This is a genomic window from Palleronia marisminoris, from assembly GCF_900172315.1.
In the GTDB taxonomy this organism is placed as follows: Bacteria; Pseudomonadota; Alphaproteobacteria; order Rhodobacterales; family Rhodobacteraceae; genus Palleronia; species Palleronia marisminoris.
In genome coordinates this window covers 30,138-52,433 of record NZ_FWFV01000005.1, presented here as the reverse complement: position 1 = coordinate 52,433, position 22,296 = coordinate 30,138, and the positions used below count along the sequence as shown (strand labels likewise).

20 protein-coding genes are annotated in these 22,296 nt (G+C 64.7%); 12 read left to right on the top strand and 8 right to left on the bottom strand.

All coding sequences use genetic code 11. The features are described 5' to 3' along the window. The first annotated feature begins 302 nt into the window (after positions 1-302). From PAM7066_RS09775 to PAM7066_RS09755, 4 genes are all read left to right on the top strand, one after another. Positions 303-896, top strand: a complete 594-nt coding sequence (locus PAM7066_RS09775) for an EF-hand domain-containing protein (RefSeq protein WP_085853990.1) — start codon at positions 303-305, stop codon at positions 894-896. A gap of 56 nt (positions 897-952) precedes the next feature. After that, entirely contained in the window at positions 953-1,402 is a 450-nt protein-coding gene (locus PAM7066_RS19550) for a DUF1622 domain-containing protein (protein ID WP_276326074.1), read from the top strand. 1,429 nt (positions 1,403-2,831) lie between these two features. Beyond that, complete coding sequence (locus tag PAM7066_RS09760) at positions 2,832-3,497, top strand: potassium channel family protein (RefSeq protein WP_085853988.1); 666 nt, start codon at positions 2,832-2,834, stop codon at positions 3,495-3,497. Between the two features lie 8 nt (positions 3,498-3,505). Continuing rightward, positions 3,506-4,846, top strand: coding sequence for a TrkH family potassium uptake protein (locus PAM7066_RS09755; protein WP_085853987.1), 1,341 nt, complete (start codon positions 3,506-3,508; stop codon positions 4,844-4,846). Positions 4,847-5,087: 241 nt separating this feature from the next. Here the strand turns inward: PAM7066_RS09755 and PAM7066_RS09750 are convergent, their stop codons facing one another. From PAM7066_RS09750 to PAM7066_RS09740, 3 genes are all read right to left on the bottom strand, one after another. Continuing rightward, entirely contained in the window at positions 5,088-6,629 is a 1,542-nt protein-coding gene (locus PAM7066_RS09750; protein ID WP_085853986.1) for a tripartite tricarboxylate transporter permease, read from the bottom strand. 10 nt (positions 6,630-6,639) lie between these two features. After that, entirely contained in the window at positions 6,640-7,071 is a 432-nt protein-coding gene (locus PAM7066_RS09745) for a tripartite tricarboxylate transporter TctB family protein (protein ID WP_085853985.1), read from the bottom strand. 66 nt (positions 7,072-7,137) lie between these two features. After that, positions 7,138-8,130, bottom strand: coding sequence for a Bug family tripartite tricarboxylate transporter substrate binding protein (locus tag PAM7066_RS09740; RefSeq protein ID WP_085853984.1), 993 nt, complete (start codon positions 8,128-8,130; stop codon positions 7,138-7,140). 157 nt (positions 8,131-8,287) lie between these two features. On the opposite strand from PAM7066_RS09740, the gene PAM7066_RS09735 reads away from it, so the two are divergent. Genes PAM7066_RS09735 through PAM7066_RS09725 form a run of 3 tightly spaced genes read left to right on the top strand, consistent with a single transcriptional unit; the run spans position 8,288 to position 11,377 of the window. After that, on the top strand, positions 8,288-8,962 hold the full coding sequence (locus tag PAM7066_RS09735) for a response regulator (protein ID WP_085853983.1): 675 nt from the start codon (positions 8,288-8,290) through the stop codon (positions 8,960-8,962). After that, positions 8,955-10,331: a sensor histidine kinase gene (locus PAM7066_RS09730; protein ID WP_085853982.1), complete on the top strand. Its 1,377-nt coding sequence runs from the start codon at positions 8,955-8,957 to the stop codon at positions 10,329-10,331. The genes PAM7066_RS09735 and PAM7066_RS09730 overlap by 8 nt, the downstream gene beginning before the upstream one ends. Then, positions 10,328-11,377 carry an ABC transporter substrate-binding protein gene (locus PAM7066_RS09725; RefSeq protein ID WP_085853981.1) on the top strand — a complete coding sequence of 350 codons (1,050 nt, stop codon included), beginning with the start codon at positions 10,328-10,330 and terminating at the stop codon, positions 11,375-11,377. Before PAM7066_RS09730 ends, PAM7066_RS09725 begins: the two co-directional genes overlap by 4 nt. A 191-nt stretch (positions 11,378-11,568) precedes the next feature. Here PAM7066_RS09725 and PAM7066_RS09720 read toward each other — a convergent pair whose 3' ends face one another. The 4 genes from PAM7066_RS09720 to PAM7066_RS19325 all read right to left on the bottom strand — a co-directional run bounded on the left by PAM7066_RS09720 (position 11,569) and on the right by PAM7066_RS19325 (position 14,261). Continuing rightward, positions 11,569-12,423, bottom strand: a complete 855-nt coding sequence (locus PAM7066_RS09720) for a pyridoxal phosphate-dependent decarboxylase family protein (RefSeq protein ID WP_370738088.1) — start codon at positions 12,421-12,423, stop codon at positions 11,569-11,571. A 117-nt stretch (positions 12,424-12,540) separates the two neighbouring features. Further along, positions 12,541-13,620 carry a PLP-dependent cysteine synthase family protein gene (locus tag PAM7066_RS09715; protein WP_085853979.1) on the bottom strand — a complete coding sequence of 360 codons (1,080 nt, stop codon included), beginning with the start codon at positions 13,618-13,620 and terminating at the stop codon, positions 12,541-12,543. 233 nt (positions 13,621-13,853) lie between these two features. Next, a complete protein-coding gene (locus PAM7066_RS19330) occupies positions 13,854-14,069 on the bottom strand; it encodes a cupin domain-containing protein (protein WP_276326076.1) in 216 nt (71 codons plus the stop codon). A gap of 6 nt (positions 14,070-14,075) precedes the next feature. Further along, complete coding sequence (locus PAM7066_RS19325; RefSeq protein ID WP_245749646.1) at positions 14,076-14,261, bottom strand: cupin domain-containing protein; 186 nt, start codon at positions 14,259-14,261, stop codon at positions 14,076-14,078. 126 nt (positions 14,262-14,387) lie between these two features. Here PAM7066_RS19325 and PAM7066_RS19175 point away from each other — a divergent pair, with 126 nt between their 5' ends. Beyond that, positions 14,388-14,594 (top strand): winged helix-turn-helix domain-containing protein, encoded by a 207-nt coding sequence (locus tag PAM7066_RS19175; protein WP_090928901.1) that lies wholly within the window; start codon positions 14,388-14,390, stop codon positions 14,592-14,594. Positions 14,595-14,693: 99 nt separating this feature from the next. Next, positions 14,694-15,452 (top strand): tetratricopeptide repeat protein, encoded by a 759-nt coding sequence (locus PAM7066_RS18600; RefSeq protein WP_090928898.1) that lies wholly within the window; start codon positions 14,694-14,696, stop codon positions 15,450-15,452. Between the two features lie 1,079 nt (positions 15,453-16,531). Here the strand turns inward: PAM7066_RS18600 and PAM7066_RS09700 are convergent. Then, a complete protein-coding gene (locus tag PAM7066_RS09700) occupies positions 16,532-17,449 on the bottom strand; it encodes a LysR family transcriptional regulator (RefSeq protein ID WP_085853978.1) in 918 nt (305 codons plus the stop codon). 166 nt (positions 17,450-17,615) lie between these two features. Between PAM7066_RS09700 and xdhA the strand changes: the two genes are divergently transcribed. From xdhA to xdhC, 3 genes are read left to right on the top strand one after another with little or no spacing between them, the layout of a single operon-like run. Then, on the top strand, positions 17,616-19,100 hold the full coding sequence (xdhA, locus tag PAM7066_RS09695; RefSeq protein ID WP_085853977.1) for a xanthine dehydrogenase small subunit: 1,485 nt from the start codon (positions 17,616-17,618) through the stop codon (positions 19,098-19,100). After that, positions 19,097-21,424 carry a xanthine dehydrogenase molybdopterin binding subunit gene (xdhB, locus tag PAM7066_RS09690; protein WP_085853976.1) on the top strand — a complete coding sequence of 776 codons (2,328 nt, stop codon included), beginning with the start codon at positions 19,097-19,099 and terminating at the stop codon, positions 21,422-21,424. Before xdhA ends, xdhB begins: the two co-directional genes overlap by 4 nt. Next, positions 21,421-22,290, top strand: coding sequence for a xanthine dehydrogenase accessory protein XdhC (gene xdhC, locus PAM7066_RS09685; RefSeq protein ID WP_085853975.1), 870 nt, complete (start codon positions 21,421-21,423; stop codon positions 22,288-22,290). The genes xdhB and xdhC overlap by 4 nt, the downstream gene beginning before the upstream one ends. Positions 22,291-22,296 lie beyond the last annotated feature (6 nt).

The following is a 22,296-nucleotide window of genomic DNA, read 5'->3' as shown; positions in this document are numbered from 1 at the left end:
GAAGTCCCAGTCTGCCGCAGTCAGGGCATGGTCGATTCTTTTGCCGGAAGGCAGGTTACCTGCCTGCGGCTGCGCAGCAGGCATAACCCGCAGCGGAGAAACGCGCCTGTCTGAGAAGGTACGAAGTCGGTTGTCGCCGGCTTGGCGTAAGAAGGCGACCCGCTTCCGATCCGAGAGAGTGCATCGGAACCAATGGCTGCAGCGAGATCCGTCCCATTTTTGGAACCAAGCTGAATGCTGCCCGTTCGTCTTACAAGCCTCAAGTGGCTATGGCTACGCTGGCAACACGAAAGGAGTTCACTATGACGTTCAGCAAATTTCTCAATATTCCCACCGCCATCCTTACCACCGCGCTTGTGATCCCCGCAGCCTCGTTTGGCCAAACGGAATCGTTTACGTACACCGATTGGGACAACGACGGTAACCTGGAACTGACCGAATCCGAAGTTTCCGCCGGTCTTTCCGATAGCGGAACCTTCGACGCTTGGGACCGCGACGAAGAGGCGGGTCTCAACGAAGGCGAATTCGCCACCGGCATGTTCGCAAGCTGGGATACCGACAATGACGTTCAGATCACCGAAGAGGAGTACACGGCCGGCACAGAGCGGTGGTACGGCACGGACTACGCGACGCCGTTCTCCGACTACGACACCGATACGTCGGGCTACATCGATCGCACCGAGTTCGGGTCTGCCTGGGACAGCAGCTACTACACGCAATGGGATGCCGATGACGACTCCCTTCTGAGCGAAGAGGAATACGGCGCAGGCGTCTACGACAGCGCCGACCTCGACACGAACCAAGTCATCACCGTCGAAGAAGAAGGCTTCTTCGAAGGCTGGTTTGACGGCGACGATGTCGAGGCCGAGATTCAGGAAGTCGGCGACGTCATGTGATCAGCCTCGCGTAAGAGGTCCCTGCTTAAGTTGGGATTGTCTCGCACCGGTTATCGGTGCGGGACTTTTTGCGTTTCTGGAGAAGTCGGCCAAGACCTCTCGCACTTAGCTGCGCGCGCGGCCAAGGATCAGACCCCGTCGCCGGATGGATTGACAGCGGCCTGCATTGGACCGTCAGGGCCATCGAGATCGTCGGGATCGCGACGATCGTCATCGGCGCCGTCGCCGCGACCATGATCTACCTCTACCGGACAATGCAGAAGGGCCCGGTGGAGGCCGTGTATCACAACTTCAGGTCTTCCCTCGGTCGCTCGATCCTGTTGGGGCTGGAGTTCCTTGTCGCGGCCGACATCATCAACACCGTTGCCATCGACCCGACGCTCCAGAGTGTCGCCGTCCTGGCGGCCGTCGTAGCGGTCCGTACGTTCCTGAGCTTCGCGCTCGAAGTCGAGATAGACGGAGAGTGGACTTGGAGAAAGCATCGGAGCAAGGAAGATTCCGTCTGACCCGTTCGTCAGGATTGGCGACGCGCGAGATGCCGGTGTGTCAATCGGCACACAATGATGACCCCCCTTTCGGCGTCCGGGTCATTTCAGCTCAAAGCGCCAAAGACCAGCGACGTCGATCTGGCGCCAATAGAACACGGAAAGGCTCGTTACGAATTCCCTTGCTGGCCCGGCAAGGATGGGCGCCCTTTGCTACGGGCGGTGCTTTGCAGAACAAAGCGAGAGAAAGAATTTTGGTGTGCCGCGCGTCTGGTGCAAGCCCCGATCGACCCCGCCACTGCAAAAGTCATTCGGAATGGTAGGATTAGCTTTCACGATCCTCGTGGCTATCTTCGCCTCGCCTACGGGTGGGTTGTCTCACACCGATGAAAGCGAAGGCAAAGCCAGGATGAGCCGTCAGTCCAGAGAAGGATCAAAGTGCATGACGTCTTCACGCGTGCCGAGCTTCGCGTAGAGCGCGATGGTCATCGTCATGGATCCGCGTGAACGTGGACGAGCAGCACCGCTGGTCTTCGCGATAGCCTTCGGTTCTCGATGAGCTCGATCGCAATGCCGCGTCGTCGCCATCGCCCAGCGCACCGGCGACGCTTGGACGGCGGGGGAGATGTGGCTCAGGGCGCATCTGCTTGGGATCGCTGGCATCTGCCCGGACGGAATGGCGGAGCCCATCCGGCTATCGACGGCGCGCCGCAGGACTGACTCCGCCCGTGCCTGGGCTGCGCGCCGGGGGCCCTACGAGCAACCGCTTGCCCTCATGGAGGGCGACGCCGCGGCCGGACGGGCCGATCTCGACACCCTTGATGGCCTCGGCGCAAGAGCGACCGCCGCCCGGGTCCACCACAGCTTGCGGAGCGCCGGCATCCGATCGATCCCCGAAGGGCCGCAGGCGGCAACATGGGGCAAACCCGTCGGGCTGGCTAGGCGGCAAATGCGGGCGCTGGAACTGCTCGCGACGGGCTTGTCAAACGGGCAGATCTCGGACTGCCTTTTGTCTCGACAAGGAACGTCGACCATCACGTCTCTGCCATCCTCGGAAAGCTCAATGCGTGCAACAGCTCCCATATCTTGACACGCTTGTTCGGGATCTCGGGCTGGTCCGGCCTTGATGGGCAGCTTGAGACTGCTTTTGCAATGCTGCGTAGCACAGCGTCCTGATCGTGCTTTTGGAGAAGCTCGGACAGGTCGGCGTTGGACTTGGCCAACGAGGGTTCATTTGTTCATCGCCGAAGTCGCAGCTCGATCAGATACCTTGCTGGCCATCCAGCGATCACACCGAACATGCCGGTGAAAGCGCGCAACATGCTCTAAAGAGGCCGTGGGTGGCGAACAGACGACGCAACGGAACACCGCCACCGACGTGCCGCATATGCACACATCGTTGACCCGGATCGGTAAACCGGCTACCTCGCGCCGGTCAGTCGAGGCAGTCATGTCGAAACAAAAGCACCGCAGCTTTGCCGTCATAGGCCTTGGGACATTCGGTACGACAGTCGCCTCTGAACTTTCGCGGTTCGGCAATCACGTTCTGGGGATCGACACGGTCGAACGGAACGTCGCGCGCGTCGCGGAGACACTCGCAGAAGCCATGATCGCAGATGGACGCGACGAGCATGCCCTCCGCGAGGCCGGGTTGGGCAACTACGATGTCGCGGTGGTCGCAATCGGCGAGGAGCTCGAAGCCAACATCCTGTGCACGATGAACGTCAAGCTCATTGGCGTGCCGACGGTGTGGGTAAAGGCGATGAGCCGAACGCACCATCGTATCCTCACCAAGCTTGGCGCTGACCGCGTGATACAACCCGAACAGGAAATCGGCCGGCATATCGCGCAGATGCTGCACAACCCTTTGGTGCGGGACTATGTAAGCCTCGGCAACGGGTTTCATGTCGTGGACTTCAGGGTGCCTGAAGGTCTAAACGGGAAGGCCTTGGATGCGGTTGGCTTGAGCGACAGGTTCGGACTGCGTCCACTGGGCTTGATGCGAGGCAGCGATTACATCTCCTGCGAGACGGGATGCACGGAACTTGTCGCCGACGACAAGCTGCTTCTGCTGGGGCGGCGTGAGAATCTGCGTCGCTTCGGCGACAGTCTCTAAGCCGCGCCATGCGCCCCAAGTGGCTCAGGGGGCGCATCCGCGTCGACGTCCCGCCGCCGGCAATCCTCGCGTCGCTCTACGCGGCGCTGATCGTGGCCGGGGCTGTGCTGCTGAAGCTGCCGCTCGCCACCACGATGCCGATCACATGGTCGGATGCTGTCTTCACCGCTGCCTCGGCCGTCACCGTGACCGGCCTGGTCGTATTCGATCCCGGTAGCCAACTCACCATCTTCGGTCAGGGTGTCGTGATGGTGCTGATCCATCTGGGCGGGCTAGGGCTTATGACGTTCGCCGTGCTGGTCCTCTCCATGCTGGGCCTGCCGATAAGCATGTCGCAACGCATCTTCCTGCGCGACGACCTGAACCAGACCTCGATCTACGACCTACTCCTGCTGGTGCGCGGGATCCTGAAGGTGGTCCTGGCCAGTGAACTTGCCGGCGTGGCTCTGTTGTCCTTCGTCTTCGTCCCCGAGTTCGGCGTGGCCGAGGGGCTTTGGCAGGCGCTGTTTCATACGGTGTCTGCCTTCAACAATGCAGGCTTCACTCTTTTTCCCGACGGTCTGTCAAGATGGGTCGGCGACCCGATCGTGAATCTCGTAGTGCCGGCTCTCTTCATCTTCGGGGGCCTTGGCTTCATCGTCGTCACCGAACTCTATACCAAGCGCACTTGGCGGAGCTTCTCGCTTCACACCAAGCTGATGATCGTAGGCACGTCAGGGCTGATCGTCTGGTCGGTGCTGTGCTTCGCAGCATTGGAATGGACCAACCCCCGCACGCTCGGCGGACTCGACAGCATCACGGATCGTCTCTGGGCCAGTTGGTTCCAGGGAGTGACGCCGCGCACCGCCGGGTTCAACACTGTCGACATCACGGCCATCCACGACAGCACCGCCATGATGTTCATGTCGCTAATGGTGATCGGGGGAGGCAGCACCTCCACGGCCGGCGGCATCAAGGTCACCACCTTCATCGTGTTGCTTCTGGCCACGACCGCATTCTTCCGACGTCGGGCGCAGCTTCATGTCTTCGGACGCAGGCTTGGGACGGACGAAGTGATGAAGGTCCTGGCGCTCGCGATGGTCAGCATGCTCACCGTATTCACGGCCATCTTCCTGATCACGATTTCGCATGACGGCAACTTTCTCGACCTCGCATTCGAGGTCACGTCCGCCTTCGGCACGGTCGGCCTTTCACGTGGCGCAACCGGGGAACTCGATGAGTTTGGACGGGCCGTCATCATTGCCGTCATGTTTATTGGGCGCGTGGGTCCGCTGACTCTGGGCTTCTTCCTGGCGACCCGTTCGAAGCCTCGGATCGGATATCCGCAGAGCAAGGTCTTCCTTGGCTGAGCGGGCGGAACGATGCCGTTCAAACGGAATTGCCCAGGCATGGCCGCTTCACGTGTCGATGAATTAGAACGATGACTGTGACCGCGGTCCCGGCGTCTATGCATCTCGCAGCGGCAGCCCATCGCCGACTCGTACCGACTGCCAGCGCCCACGTCCGCGCGAACATCGCCTCCAAAGGTCCACTCGTAGCTGCCGAAGTGGCCCGGAAAATCGCTCTCCGGGCCATGAGGTCAGATTGACCTCAGTCGCGCACGCCACCTTCAGCGTCGCGCGCCATGCGCATGCGTCGGCGCACCAGGCCGCCCACAAGGATCGGGAGAACGAAGCCGATGGCCGCAATGGTCCATAGCAGGATCGTCAGCGGTGACGAGATGAGGACTGAATAATCGCCGTCCGCAATGTTCACCGCGCGGCGGAAGTTGACCTCCATCTCGTTGCCCAGAAGCGTGCCGAGGATCACCGGCACCAGGGGGACATCGAGCTTGCGCAAGACCCAGCCCAGGATGCCGAAGCCCACCATCACCATCAGGTCGAAGCTGGACCCCGAGATTCCGTAGATCCCCACGAACGAGATCATCGCCACGATCGGCATGAGGATTCGCGGCGGCACCAGCAGGACGCGGGTAAACAGACCAACCATCGGAATGTTCATTGCCAGCAACATGAAGTTGCCGATGAACAGCGCCGCGATCAGGCCCCAGACCACGTCCGGGTTCTGGGTGAACAACAGCGGCCCCGGCGTGATGTTGAGCGACAGCAGCACCGCCAGAAGCACGGCCGTCGTCCCCGATCCAGGAACGCCGAGCGCCAGCATCGGCACCAGCGCACCGCCCGCTGCCGCGTTGTTGCCCGCCTCGGGGGCCGCGACGCCGCGCGGATCGCCCTTGCCGAAGGTGCCGTCCTTGTCGACCAGTCGTTTCTCCATCGAGTACGAGATGAAAGACCCCAGCGATGCCCCCGCTCCGGGCAAGACACCTGCGATGAAGCCAAGGACGGTCGTGCGGCCCATGGTCGGGATGCAGTATCGGATCAGGGCCCAAGACGGCACGATGCGACCGATCTCCATCTTCGGCTTGGTCGAGATGTCCTGGTCGGTGCCGCGATGCTCGAGGAAGATGAAGACCTCGGACAGGGCGAAGAGACCCACGATGGCGACGAGGAAGTCGATCCCGTCATAAAGATGGACTTCGCCGAAGGTGAAGCGGGGCACGCCGGTCTGGGTGTCCACACCGATCATGGCGAGGCCGAGACCCAGTGCCGCGGCGAACGCGGACTTTGCCTGATTGGTCGACGAGATGCCCCCGAGGGTCGCGAAGGCCAGCGCAAAGAGCGCGAAGTATTCCGCCGGGCCGAACAGAAGCGCCACTTTCACCAGTTGGGGGGCCAGAAGGACAAGGCCACAGGTCGCGAAGAACGCGCCGACGAAGGACGCGATGCCGGACAGGGCGAGCGCCTCGCCGGCGCGACCCTGCTGCGCCATGGGATACCCGTCGAGACATGTCATCATGGCCGGCTCGTCACCGGGGATGTTCAGCAGGATCGAGCTGATCCGCCCCCCGTACATTGCCCCGTAATAGACGCTCGTCAGAAGGATCAGCGAGGGCGTCGCCCCCAGCCCCATGGTGAAGGCCAGCGGGATCAGGATCGCCACGCCGTTCGACGGGCCGAGGCCGGGCAGCGCGCCCATGATCGTGCCCAGAAAGCAGCCCATCAGCGCAAGCGCCAGGTTCTGCCATGTCAGCGCGACGGCGAAACCGTCGGCCAGGTTCGACATCAGTTCCATTGGTTGCTCCTCAGAAGCCGAAGGGGCCGCGCGCGAGGCTGAGACCCAGCAGGAGGCGGAAGATGACGTAGATGCCCACTGAGGTGCCGACGCCGATGACGAGGCTTTCGACCGGACGAGAGCCCAGGCGCCACGTCAGGTAGCCGGCGACGATGGCCGTTGCGATCAGGAACCCCAGCTCGGGCAGCGCCTGCGCATAGGCGAACATCACGAGGGCCGCGAACCCGATCTCGGCAAGGCGTCCGGCACGGGGCCAGTCGGGCTCGGGGTCGGGCTTGAGCAGGAAGTAGAGGGACGCCAAGCCCATGACGATGGCGATCAGGTAGGGAAAGGTCTTGGGGCCGACGGCATCCGTCAGGAAGCTTTCCTGGATGATCGATGCCTGCCACGTGAAGATGACGGCGAGGATCAGCCCGATCCCGCCAAAGATCCGGTCGCTCATGCGGGGTCCTCCCATAAGCACGATGAAGAACGCCCCCGGACGGATCCGGGGGCGCGGGGGCGTTGGTTACTGAACGATGCCGATCTCGCGGGACAGGTCCTCGATGTTCTGGACCGAGTCCGTCACGAACTGCTGGAACTCCTCGCCCTGCAGGTCCAGCGGCGCGAGACCGTTGGTCTCCATTATCGCCTGCCATTCGGGGCTGTCATAGAGCGTGTCGATCTGGCTGACCCAGTAGTCGTAGGCCTCGTCGCTCATGTTGCCCGGGCCGTAGAAGCCGCGCCAGTTGGCGCCGACCGCATCGATTCCTTGCTCGCGCGCCGTCGGGAAGCCCGAGAACTCCCCTTCGAGCCGCTCGGGCGACAGAAGTGCGATGACCCGGATGTCACCGGATTCGACGAAGCCGCGAGCCTCGGACAGATCCCCGGTGAACGCCTGCAGCGAACCCGCCAGAAGCTGCGTGACCGCCTCGCCGCCGCCTGCGAAGGCGATGTACTTCACGCTGCGCACGTCATCGATCCCGGCTTTCTGCGCGGTGTTCAGCACCTTCAGGTGATCCCATCCGCCCACGGCCGAGCCACCGCCGATCGAGATCGAGGTCGGGTCTTGCTTGATGGCGTCCATCAGCTCGGGAAGCGTCTGGATCTCGCTGTCGTCTGCCACGGCGATCACGCCGTAATCCGCGCCGACCGAGCCGATCCAACGCACCTGATCCATCGTGTTGCCGGGAAACGCGTTCTGGGCAAGCCGCGTCGCGGTGGCCGACGAGGCGGCCACGATCAGGTCGTCGTCCTCGTTGCGCTTGTTGACAACTTCGGCGAAGGCCACGCCGCCACCGCCGCCCGACAGGTTCACGACCTGCATGGTGGACGGAATGAGGCCGAGGTCCTGCAGCGACTTGCCGACCTGACGGCAGGTGAAGTCCCAGCCGCCGCCCGGGTTCGCAGGTGCGATGCACTCGGGGCTTTCAGGGGTGAATTCCTGGGCCGAAGCCGCCAGGGGCGCGCAGGCCAGCAGAACGGCGGCTGCAACGCCGCCACGGATCGTCGTGATTTTCATGTATCCCTCCACGGATTTCGGATCGGCAGCCCTCCGCGCCACCGGTCGTCCGGCGACGTTAACCTTTGAACCTGTCATCAACCTGTCATGCCCGCATGTTGGGCGCTTTTACGAACCCGCTGATCGGAATACGGTCGTTTCCGAGAAGGAGTGGCCGATGCGCGTTCTGATCGTCGAGGATACACGGGACGTCGGCGAGGCCGTCGTGACATCGCTGTCGCGTGCCGGGTTCGCCTGTGACCTTGCCGGGACGCTCGACGATGCCGAAGAAGCGCTCGCGGTCCAAGCCTACGACGCCATCGTTCTCGACATCAACTTGCCTGATGGCGACGGACGCGATCTGCTAAAGGGGTTGCGGCGAAGCGGCAACCAGATCCCCGTCCTCATGCTGACCGCCGAGTTCGAGGTCACCGCGCGGGTCGAGGCGCTCGACGGCGGGGCGGACGACTACCTCGTGAAACCCTTCGACCTGCGCGAGCTCGAGGCGCGGCTGCGCGTGCTGCTGCGCCGCGAGACGGGCCGGGCCGACAACGCGATGACGATCGGTGCTTTGGCCTTCGACGAAAGCGGCAGGACCGTCCGCATCGACGGCGCTCCGGTCCAGATGACCCGGCGCGAGATGACGCTCCTGTCGCTGATGCTGGCCCATCGCGACCAGATCCTCTCGAAAGAGAGGCTTTTCGACGGGCTCTTCTCGTTCGACCGCTCCGAGGTCGGGACGAACACGGTCGAGCTTTACGTCGCCCGGCTGCGCAAGAAGCTCGCTGGATCGCGCGTGAAGATCGAGACCCATCGCGGCCTCGGCTATCGTCTGGTCGCGGAAGATGGCTGACGCCGGGGCGGTCCGCGCGACGTTGTCGCTGAAGACCCGCGTCGCCCTCGCCGTGACGGCCGTTCTGGTGCTCGGCGGCGCGCTCGTGCTTGTCGCGGCACTTGCCTATGGTCGTCAGGCGGCGCGCGAGGCCTATGACCGCCTACTTCTGGGCGCCGCGGCGGATATCGCGACGGCGATCACGGTGCGGGACGGAACGGCATTGGTCGATATGCCGGTCTCGGCCTTCGAGCTTCTTTCGCTCGCCCGGGACGATCGGGTCCGCTACCGCGTCGTGGCGCCCGACGGAACGACCTTGACCGGCGACCCGACCGCCCCTCTGCCCGAAGCCATCGGCCGCGACGAAAGCGTGTTCTTCGACGGCGAGTTCGGCGCCGAACCCGCGCGCTATGTCGCCCTCACCCGCCGCTTCGCCGAACGCAGCTTCTCGGGGCCGGTCCGCGTGATCGTCGGCCATACCCTGCTCGCGCGGCGCGAGCTTGCCCATGACATCGCGCAGAACGCGCTGGTGGTGCTGGGCGCGGCAGGAGCGATCATGGCGCTGTTCGCGTGGCTCGCCGTCAGCCAGGCCCTGCGACCCCTGCCCCGCATCGGGGCCGCATTGGCCTCGCGCGAACCAACGGACCTGACGCCCCTGTCCCTGTCGGCGCCGCGCGAGGTTGCGGGAATGCTCGTGTCGCTGAATGCGTTCATGGCGCGGCTCGAACGGCAGAGCGTCGCGACCGGCAACCTGATCGCCGACGCCGCGCATCAGCTTCGCACCCCCGTCGCGGCGATCCGGGCGCAGGCGCAGCTTGCGGCCGACGAGGTCGATCCGGGCCGGCGGGAAATGATCGTGGCCCGCATCCATGATCGCGCCTCCGGGCTGGGTCGGCTGCTCGACCAGCTTCTCAGCCGGGCGATGATCGTCCACCGCGCCGACAGCCAACCAGCCACGCCGCTCGACCTGCGCGACGTCGCCGTGGATGTCGTGGAGGCCTGCGACGATCTTGCGCTCGGCATCGGAACCGAGGTCGAGCTGGTCCTGCCCGACAGCCCCGTCGTCACGCGCGGGGATGCCATGTCGCTTGCCGAGGCCGGGAAGAACCTGCTGTCCAACGCCCTGCGCCACGGCCAACCGCCGGTCCGCATCGGCGTCACGGGCGGCGACAGACCCGGCCTCTGGGTCAGCGACGGTGGCGCAGGCGCTCCTGCCGAGGTGACGGCGGCGCGCGGCACGCGGTTCGTCAGGGCCGGTCGGAACGGCGGCAGCGGCATCGGCCTTGCCATCGCTCGCGAAGTCGCCGAGGGGCATGGCGGAGCGCTCCGCATGCAGCACGACGGCGCGCGCTACACGGTATCGCTCGAACTGCCGGGGCGCGCGACATGAGGCGCTTCCTGGCCCTGATCGCAGCCTTGCTGCCCGCCGCGGCCGAGGCGTCGGAAGTGACGGCCACGTTCGGCCCCGATAATGCTACCCGCACCGCCACCATCCGCAGCACGACCGATCTTGCCGCGTTCGGCCCCGTGATCGAGGCCTTCCTCACCACGCGCCCTGACACGCGTATCATCTACGAGCAGTGGGGTTCGAACGACCTCTACCGGGTGACCGCAAAGGACTGTGCCGAGGGCGACGCCGCTGCCGACCTCGTCATCAGCTCGGCCGTCCATCACATGGTTGCCCTCGTCAACGAGGGGTGCGGAGCCAACCATTCCTCGGCCGCGACCGCAACGCTGGCGTCGCAGATGAAATGGCGCGACCAGCTCTGGGGCATCACCCGCGAGCCCGCCGTGATGGTCTACAACCGCGACCTTCTGGCCCCGCACGAGGTGCCACGGTCGCGCTTCGATCTTCTAGATCTGCTGCGCCCCAGCGACAGCCGCTTCGCGGGTCGGATCGCGACCTACGACATCGAGGATTCCGGGCTGGGCTTCCTTCTTGCCTTCAGCGACTCGCTCGAGGCCACGACGTTCGGCGGGTTGATGGAAGCGTTCGGCCGCACCGGCGCCATCGCCACCTGCTGCTCGGCCGAGATCATCGACGCCGTGGCCTCGGGGGAATACCTCGTGGCCTACAACGTCCTCGGGTCCTATGCCCTGCAGCGGGCGCGCGGCGACGATCGTCTCGGCGTCGTCGCGCCGGGGGACTACACCCTGATCCTTGCGCGCGCCGCCATGATCCCGGCTGCCGCGCCCTCGAATGGCATGGCACACGTGTTCCTGGACTATCTTCTATCTCCCGACGGACGTGCAGAGCTCGAGGCGCAAGACCTCATCGTGCGGCTCGGCGAAGAAAGCGGCGCGCCGGTCGAGGTTTCGGGGACGGTCGAAGCGCTCGAGCGCCCAATCGGTCTTCACCCGCCACTTCTGGTCGCCATGGATGCCGACAAACGCGAAATATTCACGCAGCGCTGGCGCGATGCCTTCCCGCACTGAGGGTTCGAGGCGCACGGCGGGGTTGCTTGGCTCGCAAGATCGCGGTCATCCGATGGCGGTCAAGGCCTGACGGGTGCTGCGGGAGGAGCAGCACCGAACACGCCGCTACGCCATGCATCGGGCGACAACCGAGGTGAAGCAGATGTTTGCGGTGGTCTGGCAATGAGACGATCACAGGGCATCGATCGGGGTCAATTCCGAGCACCAACTATCCCGGCATTCAGCGCCAGTCCCAAGGACGCGACTTGGTCTACAAGAATATCAAGATCGACGCGCCTCGTGCGATGATTGTTGATTGCGGCGCGCAGGCAATGACGTCCACGGATCGACGTGTCAGATACCGCAGCGACACCCGCTTCCTGCATGCGCACCATGATCTCGATGTTCAGCTTCTTCAGCTCCGGCTCCGACAGCCCTCCGGGGTTGCAACGGAAACAGACTATGTTGATGGAGGTCGGAAGGCACAGCTCCAGGTGCGGCGCGGCGTTGATCTGCTCGGTGAGGTAGCGGGCATGGGCCAGGTCCTGTTCGATCAGGCGACCGAACTTGGCTACTCCGTGTTCCTTCAGGGCCATCCAGACCTTGAGTGCCCGGAACCCGCGAGATGTCTGAAGGCCGAAGTCATGCAGCCACGCTCCTGACGCGATGCCCTGCGGTGCATTCTCCAGATACTCCGGCGTGACCTTGAAGGTGCAGAGATGCGCCTTTGCGTCCCGGACGAGGGCGCATCCAACCTCGAACGGAGCGTGCAACCATTTGTGCGGGTCGAGCGCGATGGAATCTGCCCGCTCGATCCCGCGAACCAGGGTCCTGCTCTGGGGCGCGATGGCCAGAAGCGCGCCGATGCAGCCGTCCACGTGCAGCCAAAGTCCTTCCGACGCACAGAGATTCGCGATCGCCTCGAGATCGTCGATGGCGCCGGTATTGACGGTTCCGGCGGTCGCGATCACGCAAGCGGGCATGACCCCCGATGCCCGAGCGGCTGCCCCTCTTGCGGTGCGGGACCTCGAAAGCAGGCTCGCACCTCGAGCGGCATGTCCTGCCACACGGGGCGGTCACGCACGTCCCTCGTATAGTCGACGGCGTGGTCGACGATGCGGCGGGCGAGCGTGCGGACCGGCTCCCAATCGGCGGGATCTAGGGATTCCGGCCGGTTCTCCATCTCAGCCCAGCTGGTAGCCGGGAGTGGACTTTGACAGCGCCACTTCGTCGTCGGTCATCTCTTCCGGGATGGCCTCGAAGAGCGGCGTGGACATGTAGCGTTCGCCCGTGTCGGGCAGCATGCAAAGCACGACGCTGCCCTTCTCGGCCCGTTCGGCGATCTTCATTGCCACGGCGAATGTCGCCCCACCCGAGACGCCAGTCAGGATGCCCTCGCGCTGCGCGAGCTTCTGCGCCCAAGCGATGCCGTCAGGGCCGGAGACCGGGATCAGCTCGTCATAGAGCCCGCCGTCGACGGCCTCCTGCAAGACATGGGGAATGAAGTCCGGCGTCCAGCCCTGGATGGGGTGCGGCTCGAAGGCAGGGTGGCTTTCCGCGGGCGAGTGATCGGCATTGCGAGATTGTGCGTGCCCGCTTCCCAGAAGCTGCGCATTGGCCGGTTCGGACAGGATGATCTTCGTATCGGGCCGCTCTCGGCGCATCACGCGGCCAACGCCGGTCACCGTGCCGCCCGTGCCGTATCCGGTGACCCAGTAGTCCAGCCGCCGATCCCGAAAATCGGCGAGGATCTCGCGGGCCGTCGTGTTCTCGTGGATGCGGGCGTTCGCCTCGGTCTCGAACTGGCGGGCGAGAAACCAGCCATTCGCCTCGGCCAGTTCCACGGCCTTGCGATACATGCCGAAGCCCTTCTCTGCCCGCGGCGTCAGCACCACCTTGGCGCCCATCATCCGCATCAGCTTGCGCCGTTCCACCGAGAAGCTGTCGGCCATCGTCACAACCAGCGGATAGCCCTTGGCCGCGCATACCATGGCCAGCCCGATGCCGGTATTGCCCGAGGTCGCCTCGACGACGGTCTGGCCCGGCCTCAGGTGTCCGTCACGCTCGGCCTCCTCGATGATGCTGAGCGCCAGCCGGTCCTTGACCGATCCGGCGGGGTTGAAGAACTCGGCCTTGACGTAGATCTCGACGCCTTCCGGCGCGAGGGTGTTGATCCTGATCGCCGGTGTGTCTCCGACCGTCTCCAGGATGCTCTCGAACACCCTCCCGCGGCCCTGCGTCATTCGTGTTGTAATCGCATCCATTGCTTCTCTCCTTTGTTCACAAGGGATCGGCTCCGTCGCGGCCCGATCCATATCGCCGGGAATCCACAGTTATCGTAAGCAAGAGTCGACTTTGAGAGACTCGGGCGGACGGAGCGCGGACAGGATCGCTGCGTTCAAGCTGGCGCGATCGGGATCACCCGGGCCGTTCGTGAATCGAAGACATGGCGTTTCGCTTGGCTCAAGCCTAGCGCATCCGACGCTCGAATGCGCTCCTATTTGCAACTCGATCCTCGGGACCGTTCCCGCGGCAACTGTTCCAGGAACTCGCCTTCAGGTGGGCTGATCTGGAAAACGACGATCTCCACCGGCTCATCGCCCTCGTTGCTCACCCGCATTGGCGAGTTCAGGGGTTCGACAATGGCCTCCCCGACACCGACCTGTCGCGGTTCCTGGCCTTCATCTTCCATCGTCAATGTCCCCTCCGAGATGTAGAGTTAGACTGGCGGCGAGCCCGGAAGCGGCTTTTCGTGCGCATCCCACGTCCAACCGGGTTCGAAGATGGCGAGCATTCCCGTGCTTCCGTCGCTCATCCTGACGATGGAGATGCCGCCGTGCTCCTTCATGTCGAGAACGTCGTCGGGCGTGTCGAACCGCCTTGTTTCGATGGCGCGCACTTCCATCATCTTTCTCCGTTCCTCGGGCGGGATGCCGCGTGTTCGAGCGGCTGCGCCCTGATCGTGCGCCTTCAGTTTCGGGAACGCTTGACGGACTCCTGAAGAAATCGTGCAGAGGACCGGAAATTTCCTGTGTTCTCGCGCACGACGTGGATTTTCGGAGAGTTTCGACTCGACGCCGAGCTATTCCAGCTCAGCCATTGCGGTGAACCGGTGCAGGTCGAGCCGCAGGTCCTTTCGTTGCTGATTCATCTTCTCCGGCACCGCGACTGCATGGTCACGAAGGACGAGATCGTCGCGGCGGTCTGGGGGGGGAACGGCAGTCTCCGACGCGAGTGATTCCAGCCGCATCCGTTCGGCGCGTCAGGCCGTCGGGGACGACGGAGCGCGGCAAGCGGTAATCCGCACTGTGCATGGTGGCTGGTTCCCAGAATAGCGGTGACGCTGGAGCTGACCGACGCCAATTCGCACGAAGTCCTCTGGGCCGACCGCCTCACCGCGCCCCTCGACGAAATCGATGGCCTGAGGGTGCGGATCGTTGCCCACATCGTGTCGGCACTCGAGACACATATTCCTGACAACGAGGCGAGGATCGCCCATCTGAACGGCCCAGAGGGATTGGATGCGTGGGCCCACTACCATCTCGGTCTTCGCCATATCTACCGGTTCACCGCGACCGACACCGCCGTCGCACAAGCATGTTTCAAGCGGGCAGTCGCGGCGGATCCGCGTTTTGCGCGTGCGCATGCCGGCCTGTCCTTCACGAGCTTTTTGAACGCCTTCCTGCGCCTGGGTCCCGATCCCGCGGCCGCGGCGCGCGCGACGCGGCAGCACGCGGAGCGCAGCCTGGAACTCGACCCGCTCGATCCGTCTGCGAATTTCACCATGGGCCGGTCGTATTGGCTGACGAACGAGCCCGACGTTGCGGCGGATTGGCTGACGCGGGCGAAGACTCTGAATCCGAACTATGCTCAGGGATTTTATGCTGCGGCTTTCACCGCGATGCTGACGGGCAACGCGGACGCGACCTATCCAGCTCTGGAAACCTCGCTGCATCTGAGCCCGCTAGATCCCCTGCTCTACGGGGTACAAGGAGTTCGCGCGCAGATGCTGATGCAGCAAGAGGACTATCAGGCCGCGGCCGACTGGGCTGATCGGGCAGCAACCGCGCCGGGAGCGCACTACCTGATCGCCTGATCGCGCTGGTGGCGAACGAACTGGCCGGCCGTCGCGATCAAGCGGCACGCTGGCACCGGGAGACGCGCAGGCTCAAGCCTGATGTCACGGCAGAAGACTATCTTGCGGCCTTCCCGACACGCGACGTTGCCTCGCGCGAGAAGATCGTGGCAGCACTGCGCTGTCGCGGGTCTTGATTTGAACTCACCGCTGGGTGTTGCGAGATTGCGGTGCATCGCGCTGCTCGGCCTGGTTCTTGAAACGGCGGACGGGCGCTGCTCCAGGCGGCCAACAACTCGTGTGTTATGGATGCTGCCGCGATGATTCCGCCTGTAATCTTCCCACAGCCGCGCCGCAGCGACGAAGGGCAGCCAGGCAAGCACCTGCGCGAGGCTGAAAGCGGCGGCGTGTAGGAAGACCGCTACATAGTCGCTCGCCAAGGTCGCGAGACTCAATGCAGTAGCAGATACAAGCGGCAGACCTCCGCAGACGGATCGCCGCCATGGCGCGTCGAGCCATGACCGTTGCGCTCGGCCCTTCGCCGAGAACGTTCCATGGATGGAAGGCGCCATGACGAAGACGATCTGCCATCGCCATCCGGGGGAAGGCGCGATCGCAGGTCGGATCGCCGTGCCTCTGGAAGCACCGTCGCGCGACTGATCGAACTGGACGGTCGCGCTCCTAGTTCGGGAAGTTGCTTGCAGGGCATGGATCTTCGCGTGGAGGAAAGTCCTCCGCGATGGCGTCATTGAGATGCTGCAGCTTGCGCTCTGTTTCTTCCAGAGCCGAACGAGTCTTCATGCGCTGCCAAATGGCGTCTCGAAGATGCGCAGGTCGGGCACATCGTGGGTATTCCACCCCGTCTTCGGGCTCAGCCGCGAACCGCGAATGCCGCTGGCGGGGTGCTTCACGTAGCGCAGCCGGTTCCAGATCAGGCGGCCGATATTACAGTTCGTTGTCCAGGATGCCCGTGCCCCCGCGGGCTTGGCCGAGCTCCTTGGGGAAAAGCTGGTTCATGGTGCCCTTGAGCCCCACGTGCTGCTCCGTGATCTCCCCCTCCGCCAAGCACGGTGACGTACTTCCATCGCAGACCTCACCTGTCATTTCGCACGCGAACTGGCAAAGAGCGGTTTGCTGTGCCTCGCGACATGTTCAACGAAGAGACGGATCTTTGGATCCTGCAACTTCTTGTGGGGATACAGACAGCCGAAGATCGTCGGCGTCGGTGGCGTCTCGGGAAGCACTTCGACAAGCCGTCCGGCAACAAGATGATCCTGCACGTCGAAACGTGGCTTGTTCACGACGCCATGTCCTGCCAGTGCCCAGTCGGTCAGAACGTCCCCGTCATCGGCATCGTACCGTCCCCTGACTTCGAGTTTTTGCGGGCCCATCGGCGTCTGGACAGTCCAGAAATACTCGGGTGATCGAGGATAACGCAGCAACAAGCAATTGTGCGCTCCATGCAGCAGGTCCTCCGGGACGCGCGGCGTGCCACGGCGGTCAAGGTAGTCCGGAGCGGCGCAGAGCACGCGTGCGCAATCGGCGACCTTGCGAAGCTTCAGATTGGAGTCGCCCGGTTCGCCGACGAAGAAGGCGATGTCGAGCCCGTCCGCCAGCAGATCGACCTTGCGGTCCGACAGCCGCATCCGGACCTCGGTCTCCGGGTAACTCTCGGAAAAGGAGGGCACCATCGGCGCCACGATCCGGCGCCCGACCCCCAACGGCGCTGTCACACGGATCGCGCCCCGGGGCACCTGCGAGAAGCTGGCCACGCGCGCCTCGGCGTTCTCAAGAGCCAGCAGAACGGTCTTCGCTTCTTCATACAACACATGGCCCGCCTCTGTCGGCGTGATCGATCGCGTGGTGCGGTTGAAGAGGCGCACGCCCAAGCGTTTCTCAAGCTCTTTCACGCGCTTGCTGGCCACCGCCGGAGTCAGGCGCAGGTCTCGGCCGCCGGATGTGATGCTGCCCAGCTCCAGCACGCGCACAAAGACTCGAAGGCTCTCGATGTAGGACATCAGGTGGCATCCTCAGCTTTGCGACCGCAGAAGCCTTGCACTCGATCAGATGATCTTCAACATACGGTTGAAAGTATTTGCCGTTTAACACGATTTTTCGATCCAGTATCGATCCGTATGCTCTGTCTGGCCCCGGTTCCACCCGCCCGGGCAAGCGGAGGACTGCATGACAGATCGCGACGACATTCGTTTCATCCTCAATGGCAGGGAAATCTCGGTTTGCGACGTCGGGGCCAGCCGGACGCTGCTCGACTTCCTGCGACTCGACCGGCGCCTGACCGGCACCAAGGAGGGATGCGCCGAGGGTGATTGCGGCGCCTGCACCGTGCTGGTTGGACGCCTGTCCGCGACGGGCCTCGTCTACGCACCAAGCAACGCCTGCATCCGGTTCCTGGCCTCGGTCGACGGCTGCCACGTCGTCACGGTCGAGCACCTGTCGAGACCGGAAGGGCGGCTTCATCCGGTTCAGGAGGCGATGATCGAGCATCACGGCAGCCAGTGCGGTTTCTGCACGCCGGGATTCGTGATGTCGCTCTATGCGCTTTGGATGGAGACCCCCGAACCGACGGAGGCGCAGGTGGAGACCGCACTGCAAGGCAACCTCTGCCGTTGCACCGGCTATGCGCCCATTATCCGCGCCGCCCTGGCCGTCAGCCGCTACGGCACGCCGGCTTCGGACCACCTGACCGCAGAGCGCGAGGCTATGACCGCCCGCCTGGCAGCGCTGCGCGATGGCCGCCGCGTCGTTTCCGGCCCAAGGGACAACCTTTCGATCCTGCCTGCGGACGTGGACGATCTGGCCGATTGCCTGCTGAGCTGGCCGAACGCGACCATCGTGGCCGGCGCCACCGATGTCGGGCTCTGGGTCACGAAATTCCTGCGCAACATCGGGCCTGCGATCTTCACCGGGCACCTCGATGCGCTGAAGACCGTCACGCGGCAGGATGACGCCCTCCTCCTCGGCGCCGGTGCCAGCTACACCGAGTGCCAGTCGATCCTGTCCGAGCACCTGCCACATCTATCCTCGTACTGGCACCGCATCGCGGGGTGGCAGGTTCGGAACATGGGCACAGTCGGTGGCAACATCGCCAATGGCTCGCCCATCGGGGACACGCCCCCGGTCCTGATCGCGCTCGGAGCAGAAATCGTTTTGCGCCGCGGCACGGAGCGACGCACTTTGCCTCTCCAGGACTTCTTTGTCGACTACGGCAAGCAGGATCGGGCGGCGGGCGAGTTCGTGGAAAGCATCCGCATCCCCCTGCCCGGCCCCGACGACCGGAACGCGGCGTACAAGATCTCCAAGCGACGGGACGAAGACATTTCCTCTGTCGCGGCGGGTATCCGGGTCAGGGTCGAGGACGGGCGGATCACCCTCGCACGCCTCGCCTTCGGCGGCATGGCTGCGACTCCGAAACGCGCGCGCGCCGCAGAGGCGGTACTGACAGGCCGGCCGTGGACGGCGGAAAGCTTCGAGGCCGCCGCCGAGGCACTGGCGGAGGATTTCACCCCGTTCAGCGATTGGCGCGCATCGGCCGGCTATCGGACCATGGCCGCCCAGAACCTGCTGCGCCGCTTCTTTCTGGAACAGGACGCAGGCACCGCCGCGCCCGTCCAACTTGAAACTGCGTCGGAGGGGAGGGCACGACCATGAAGGACACTCTGGCCATCACGATCGCGGCCCATACCGACCGCAACCACGACAGCGCCGTCAAGCACGTCACGGGCCGCGCCGATTACACCGACGACATCGCACAGCCCGAGGGTACGTTGCACGCCTATCTCGGCGTGTCGGACGTGGCGCATGCCCGGCTGAACGGGCTGGACCTGACCGATGTTCTGAGCTTTCCCGGCGTGGTCGGCGTGCTGACCGCCAGGGACGTGCCGGGTGTCAACGACATCAGCCCCACGGGCCAGAACGACGAGCCGGTCTTTCCCACCGACCGGATTCAGTTCCACGGCCAGCCGCTCTTTGCCGTGGTGGCCGAAACCCGTGACATCGCCCGCCGCGCGGCGGAACTGGCGCGCGTCGATTGCGAGGTCCTGCCCCACGCGCTGGACCCGATCGCGGCGCAGGAAGCCGGCTATCCGCATGTCGCCTCCCCCCTGAAACTGGAGCGCGGTGATGTCGACGCGGGCTTTGCCTCGGCCCCGCACCGGATCACCGGGCGGATGCACGTGGGCGGGCAGGATCACATGTATCTCGAGGGCCATATCGCCTTCGCTGTCCCGGGCGAGGATGACGACGTCGTCGTGCACTGCTCGACCCAGCACCCTTCGGAGGCGCAGCACATGGTCGCGCATGTCCTGGGCGTGCCGTCCAACGCGGTGGTGGTGAACGTGCGGCGCATGGGGGGCGGGTTCGGCGGCAAGGAAAGCCAGATGAACCTGTTTGCCGCGGTCGCCGCCATGGCCGCCAAGAAGTGGAACCGTGCCGTCAAGATCCGGCCCGATCGCGACCAGGACATGACGGCGACCGGCAAACGGCATGACTTCGTGATCGACTACGAGGTCGGCTTCGATGACGCGGGGCGCATCCAAGCAGTGGGCGGCACGTTTGCGGCGCGCTGTGGATTCTCGGCGGATCTCTCCGGCCCGGTCACCGACCGCGCGCTGTTCCATGCGGACAACGCCTACTTCTATCCGAATGTCCGGCTGACCAGCCGCCCGATGAAGACCAACACCGTCTCCAACACCGCCTTTCGCGGCTTTGGCGGCCCGCAGGGCGTGATCGCCGCGGAGCGGATGATCGAGGAGATCGCCTATGCCACCGGTCAGGACCCGCTGGACGTGCGCAAGGCGAATTTCTACGGGTCCGAAGGACGCAACCTGACCCCCTATCACCAGGAGGTGGAGGACAACATCCTCGACCGGCTGGTGACGGAACTGGAGCATGGCTGCGCCTACCGCCAGCGCCGCGCGGGGATCATCGCCTTCAACGAGGGCTCTCCGGTCCTGAAGAAGGGTATCGCCCTCACCCCGGTGAAATTCGGCATCTCCTTCACCGCGACCTGGTACAACCAGGCGGGCGCCTTGGTGCATGTCTACAATGACGGCTCGGTCCACCTGAACCACGGCGGGACCGAGATGGGCCAGGGGCTGAACACCAAGGTCGCGCAGGTGGTGGCAGAGGCCTTCCAGATCGATTTCGAACGCATCAAGATCACGAAGACCACGACCGAGAAGGTGCCGAATACCTCGGCCACCGCCGCCTCGAGCGGCACCGACCTGAATGGCATGGCGGCGCTGAACGCGGTCGAACAGATCAAGGCGCGACTGGTGGAATTCGCGGCAGAGCGCTGGCAGGTTGCGCCCGAGGCGGTGCGCTTCGCATCGAACCGGGTGCATGTGGGCGACGACGTCCTGAGCTTCGACGCCTTCATCCGACAAGCCTACCTCGCCCGGGTCCAGCTTTCGGCGGCGGGGTTCTACAAGACGCCCAAGATCCACTGGGACCGCCAAAAGGGCCAAGGACGACCCTTCTACTACTATGCTTACGGCGCCGCCTGCTCGGAAGTGACGATCGACACGCTGACGGGCGAGTACCGGGTCGAGCGCACGGACATCCTGCACGACGTCGGTCGCTCGCTGAACCCGGCGCTGGACAAGGGTCAGGTCGAGGGCGCCTTCGTTCAGGGCATGGGCTGGCTCACCACCGAGGAACTCTGGTGGGACGAGGCCGGGCGGCTGCGTACCCACGCGCCCTCGACCTACAAGATCCCGCTGGCCTCTGACCGGCCGCGCATCTTCAACGTGACCCTCGCCGACTGGTCCGAAAACCGCGAGCTGACGATCAAGCGGTCGAAGGCGGTGGGCGAGCCGCCCTTCATGCTGGGCATCTCGGTCTTCGAGGCGCTGTCGATGGCGGTGGCCTCGGTCGCGGGCTACCGGGAGTGTCCGCGCCTCGACGCGCCCGCCACGCCCGAACGGGTGCTGATGGCGGTGGCGCGGTTGCGCGCGGGGGGCGAAAGACGATGACCCTTGCCGGCTTGTTCGACAGCCATGGCGGCGTGATCCGTGTGGCGCTGGCCCGCGTGCGCGGCTCGTCGCCCCGCAACGAGGGCACAGAGATGTTCGTGGCGCCCGAGGCGCTTCACGGCACCATCGGCGGCGGGCAGCTGGAGCATCGCGCGATCGAGACCGCCCGCGCGATGTTGCACGACGGCGAATTGGCCCGGCACACCGATGTCCCGCTCGGCCCCGAGATCGGGCAGTGCTGCGGCGGCCGGGTCGAGCTTTCCCTGACGCGGATGCGCGGTTCGGACAAGCGCGCGGCGCTGGAGCGCGCCGAGATGGAGGCCGCCGCCCTACCCCATGTCTACGTCATGGGCGCAGGACATGTCGGGCGGGCCATCGCCACAATGCTGCAACACTTGCCGGTGCGCTGCATCGTCGTCGATCCGCGCGCCGCGGAAGTGGCGCTGTGCACGGTGGCGGTGGAGACCCGCGTCTCGGCCATCCCCGAGCTGGACATCGCGACGGCCCCGCCGGGCAGCGCCTTCATCGTGCTGACCCACGATCATGGCCTGGACTTCCTGCTGACCTCCGCCGCGCTCGAGAGGGGCGATGCGGCCTATGTCGGCATGATCGGGTCGGCCACCAAGCGTGTCAAGTTGCGCAACTGGATGCGCAAGCACCACGACGCGACATGCTTCGAGCGACTGACCTGCCCTATCGGGGCAGGCGGCAGCCGCGACAAACGGCCCGGCCTCATCGCGGCCTTCGTCGTGGCCGAGATCATGGCGGAGCTGACCCGTGACGCTGCCGCAAACGGCGCCGCGCAAGCGGGACATGCCCTCGCAAGGGGCCATCACCACGACCAGGAGGGAGCCACGGCCCGATAACGGGAC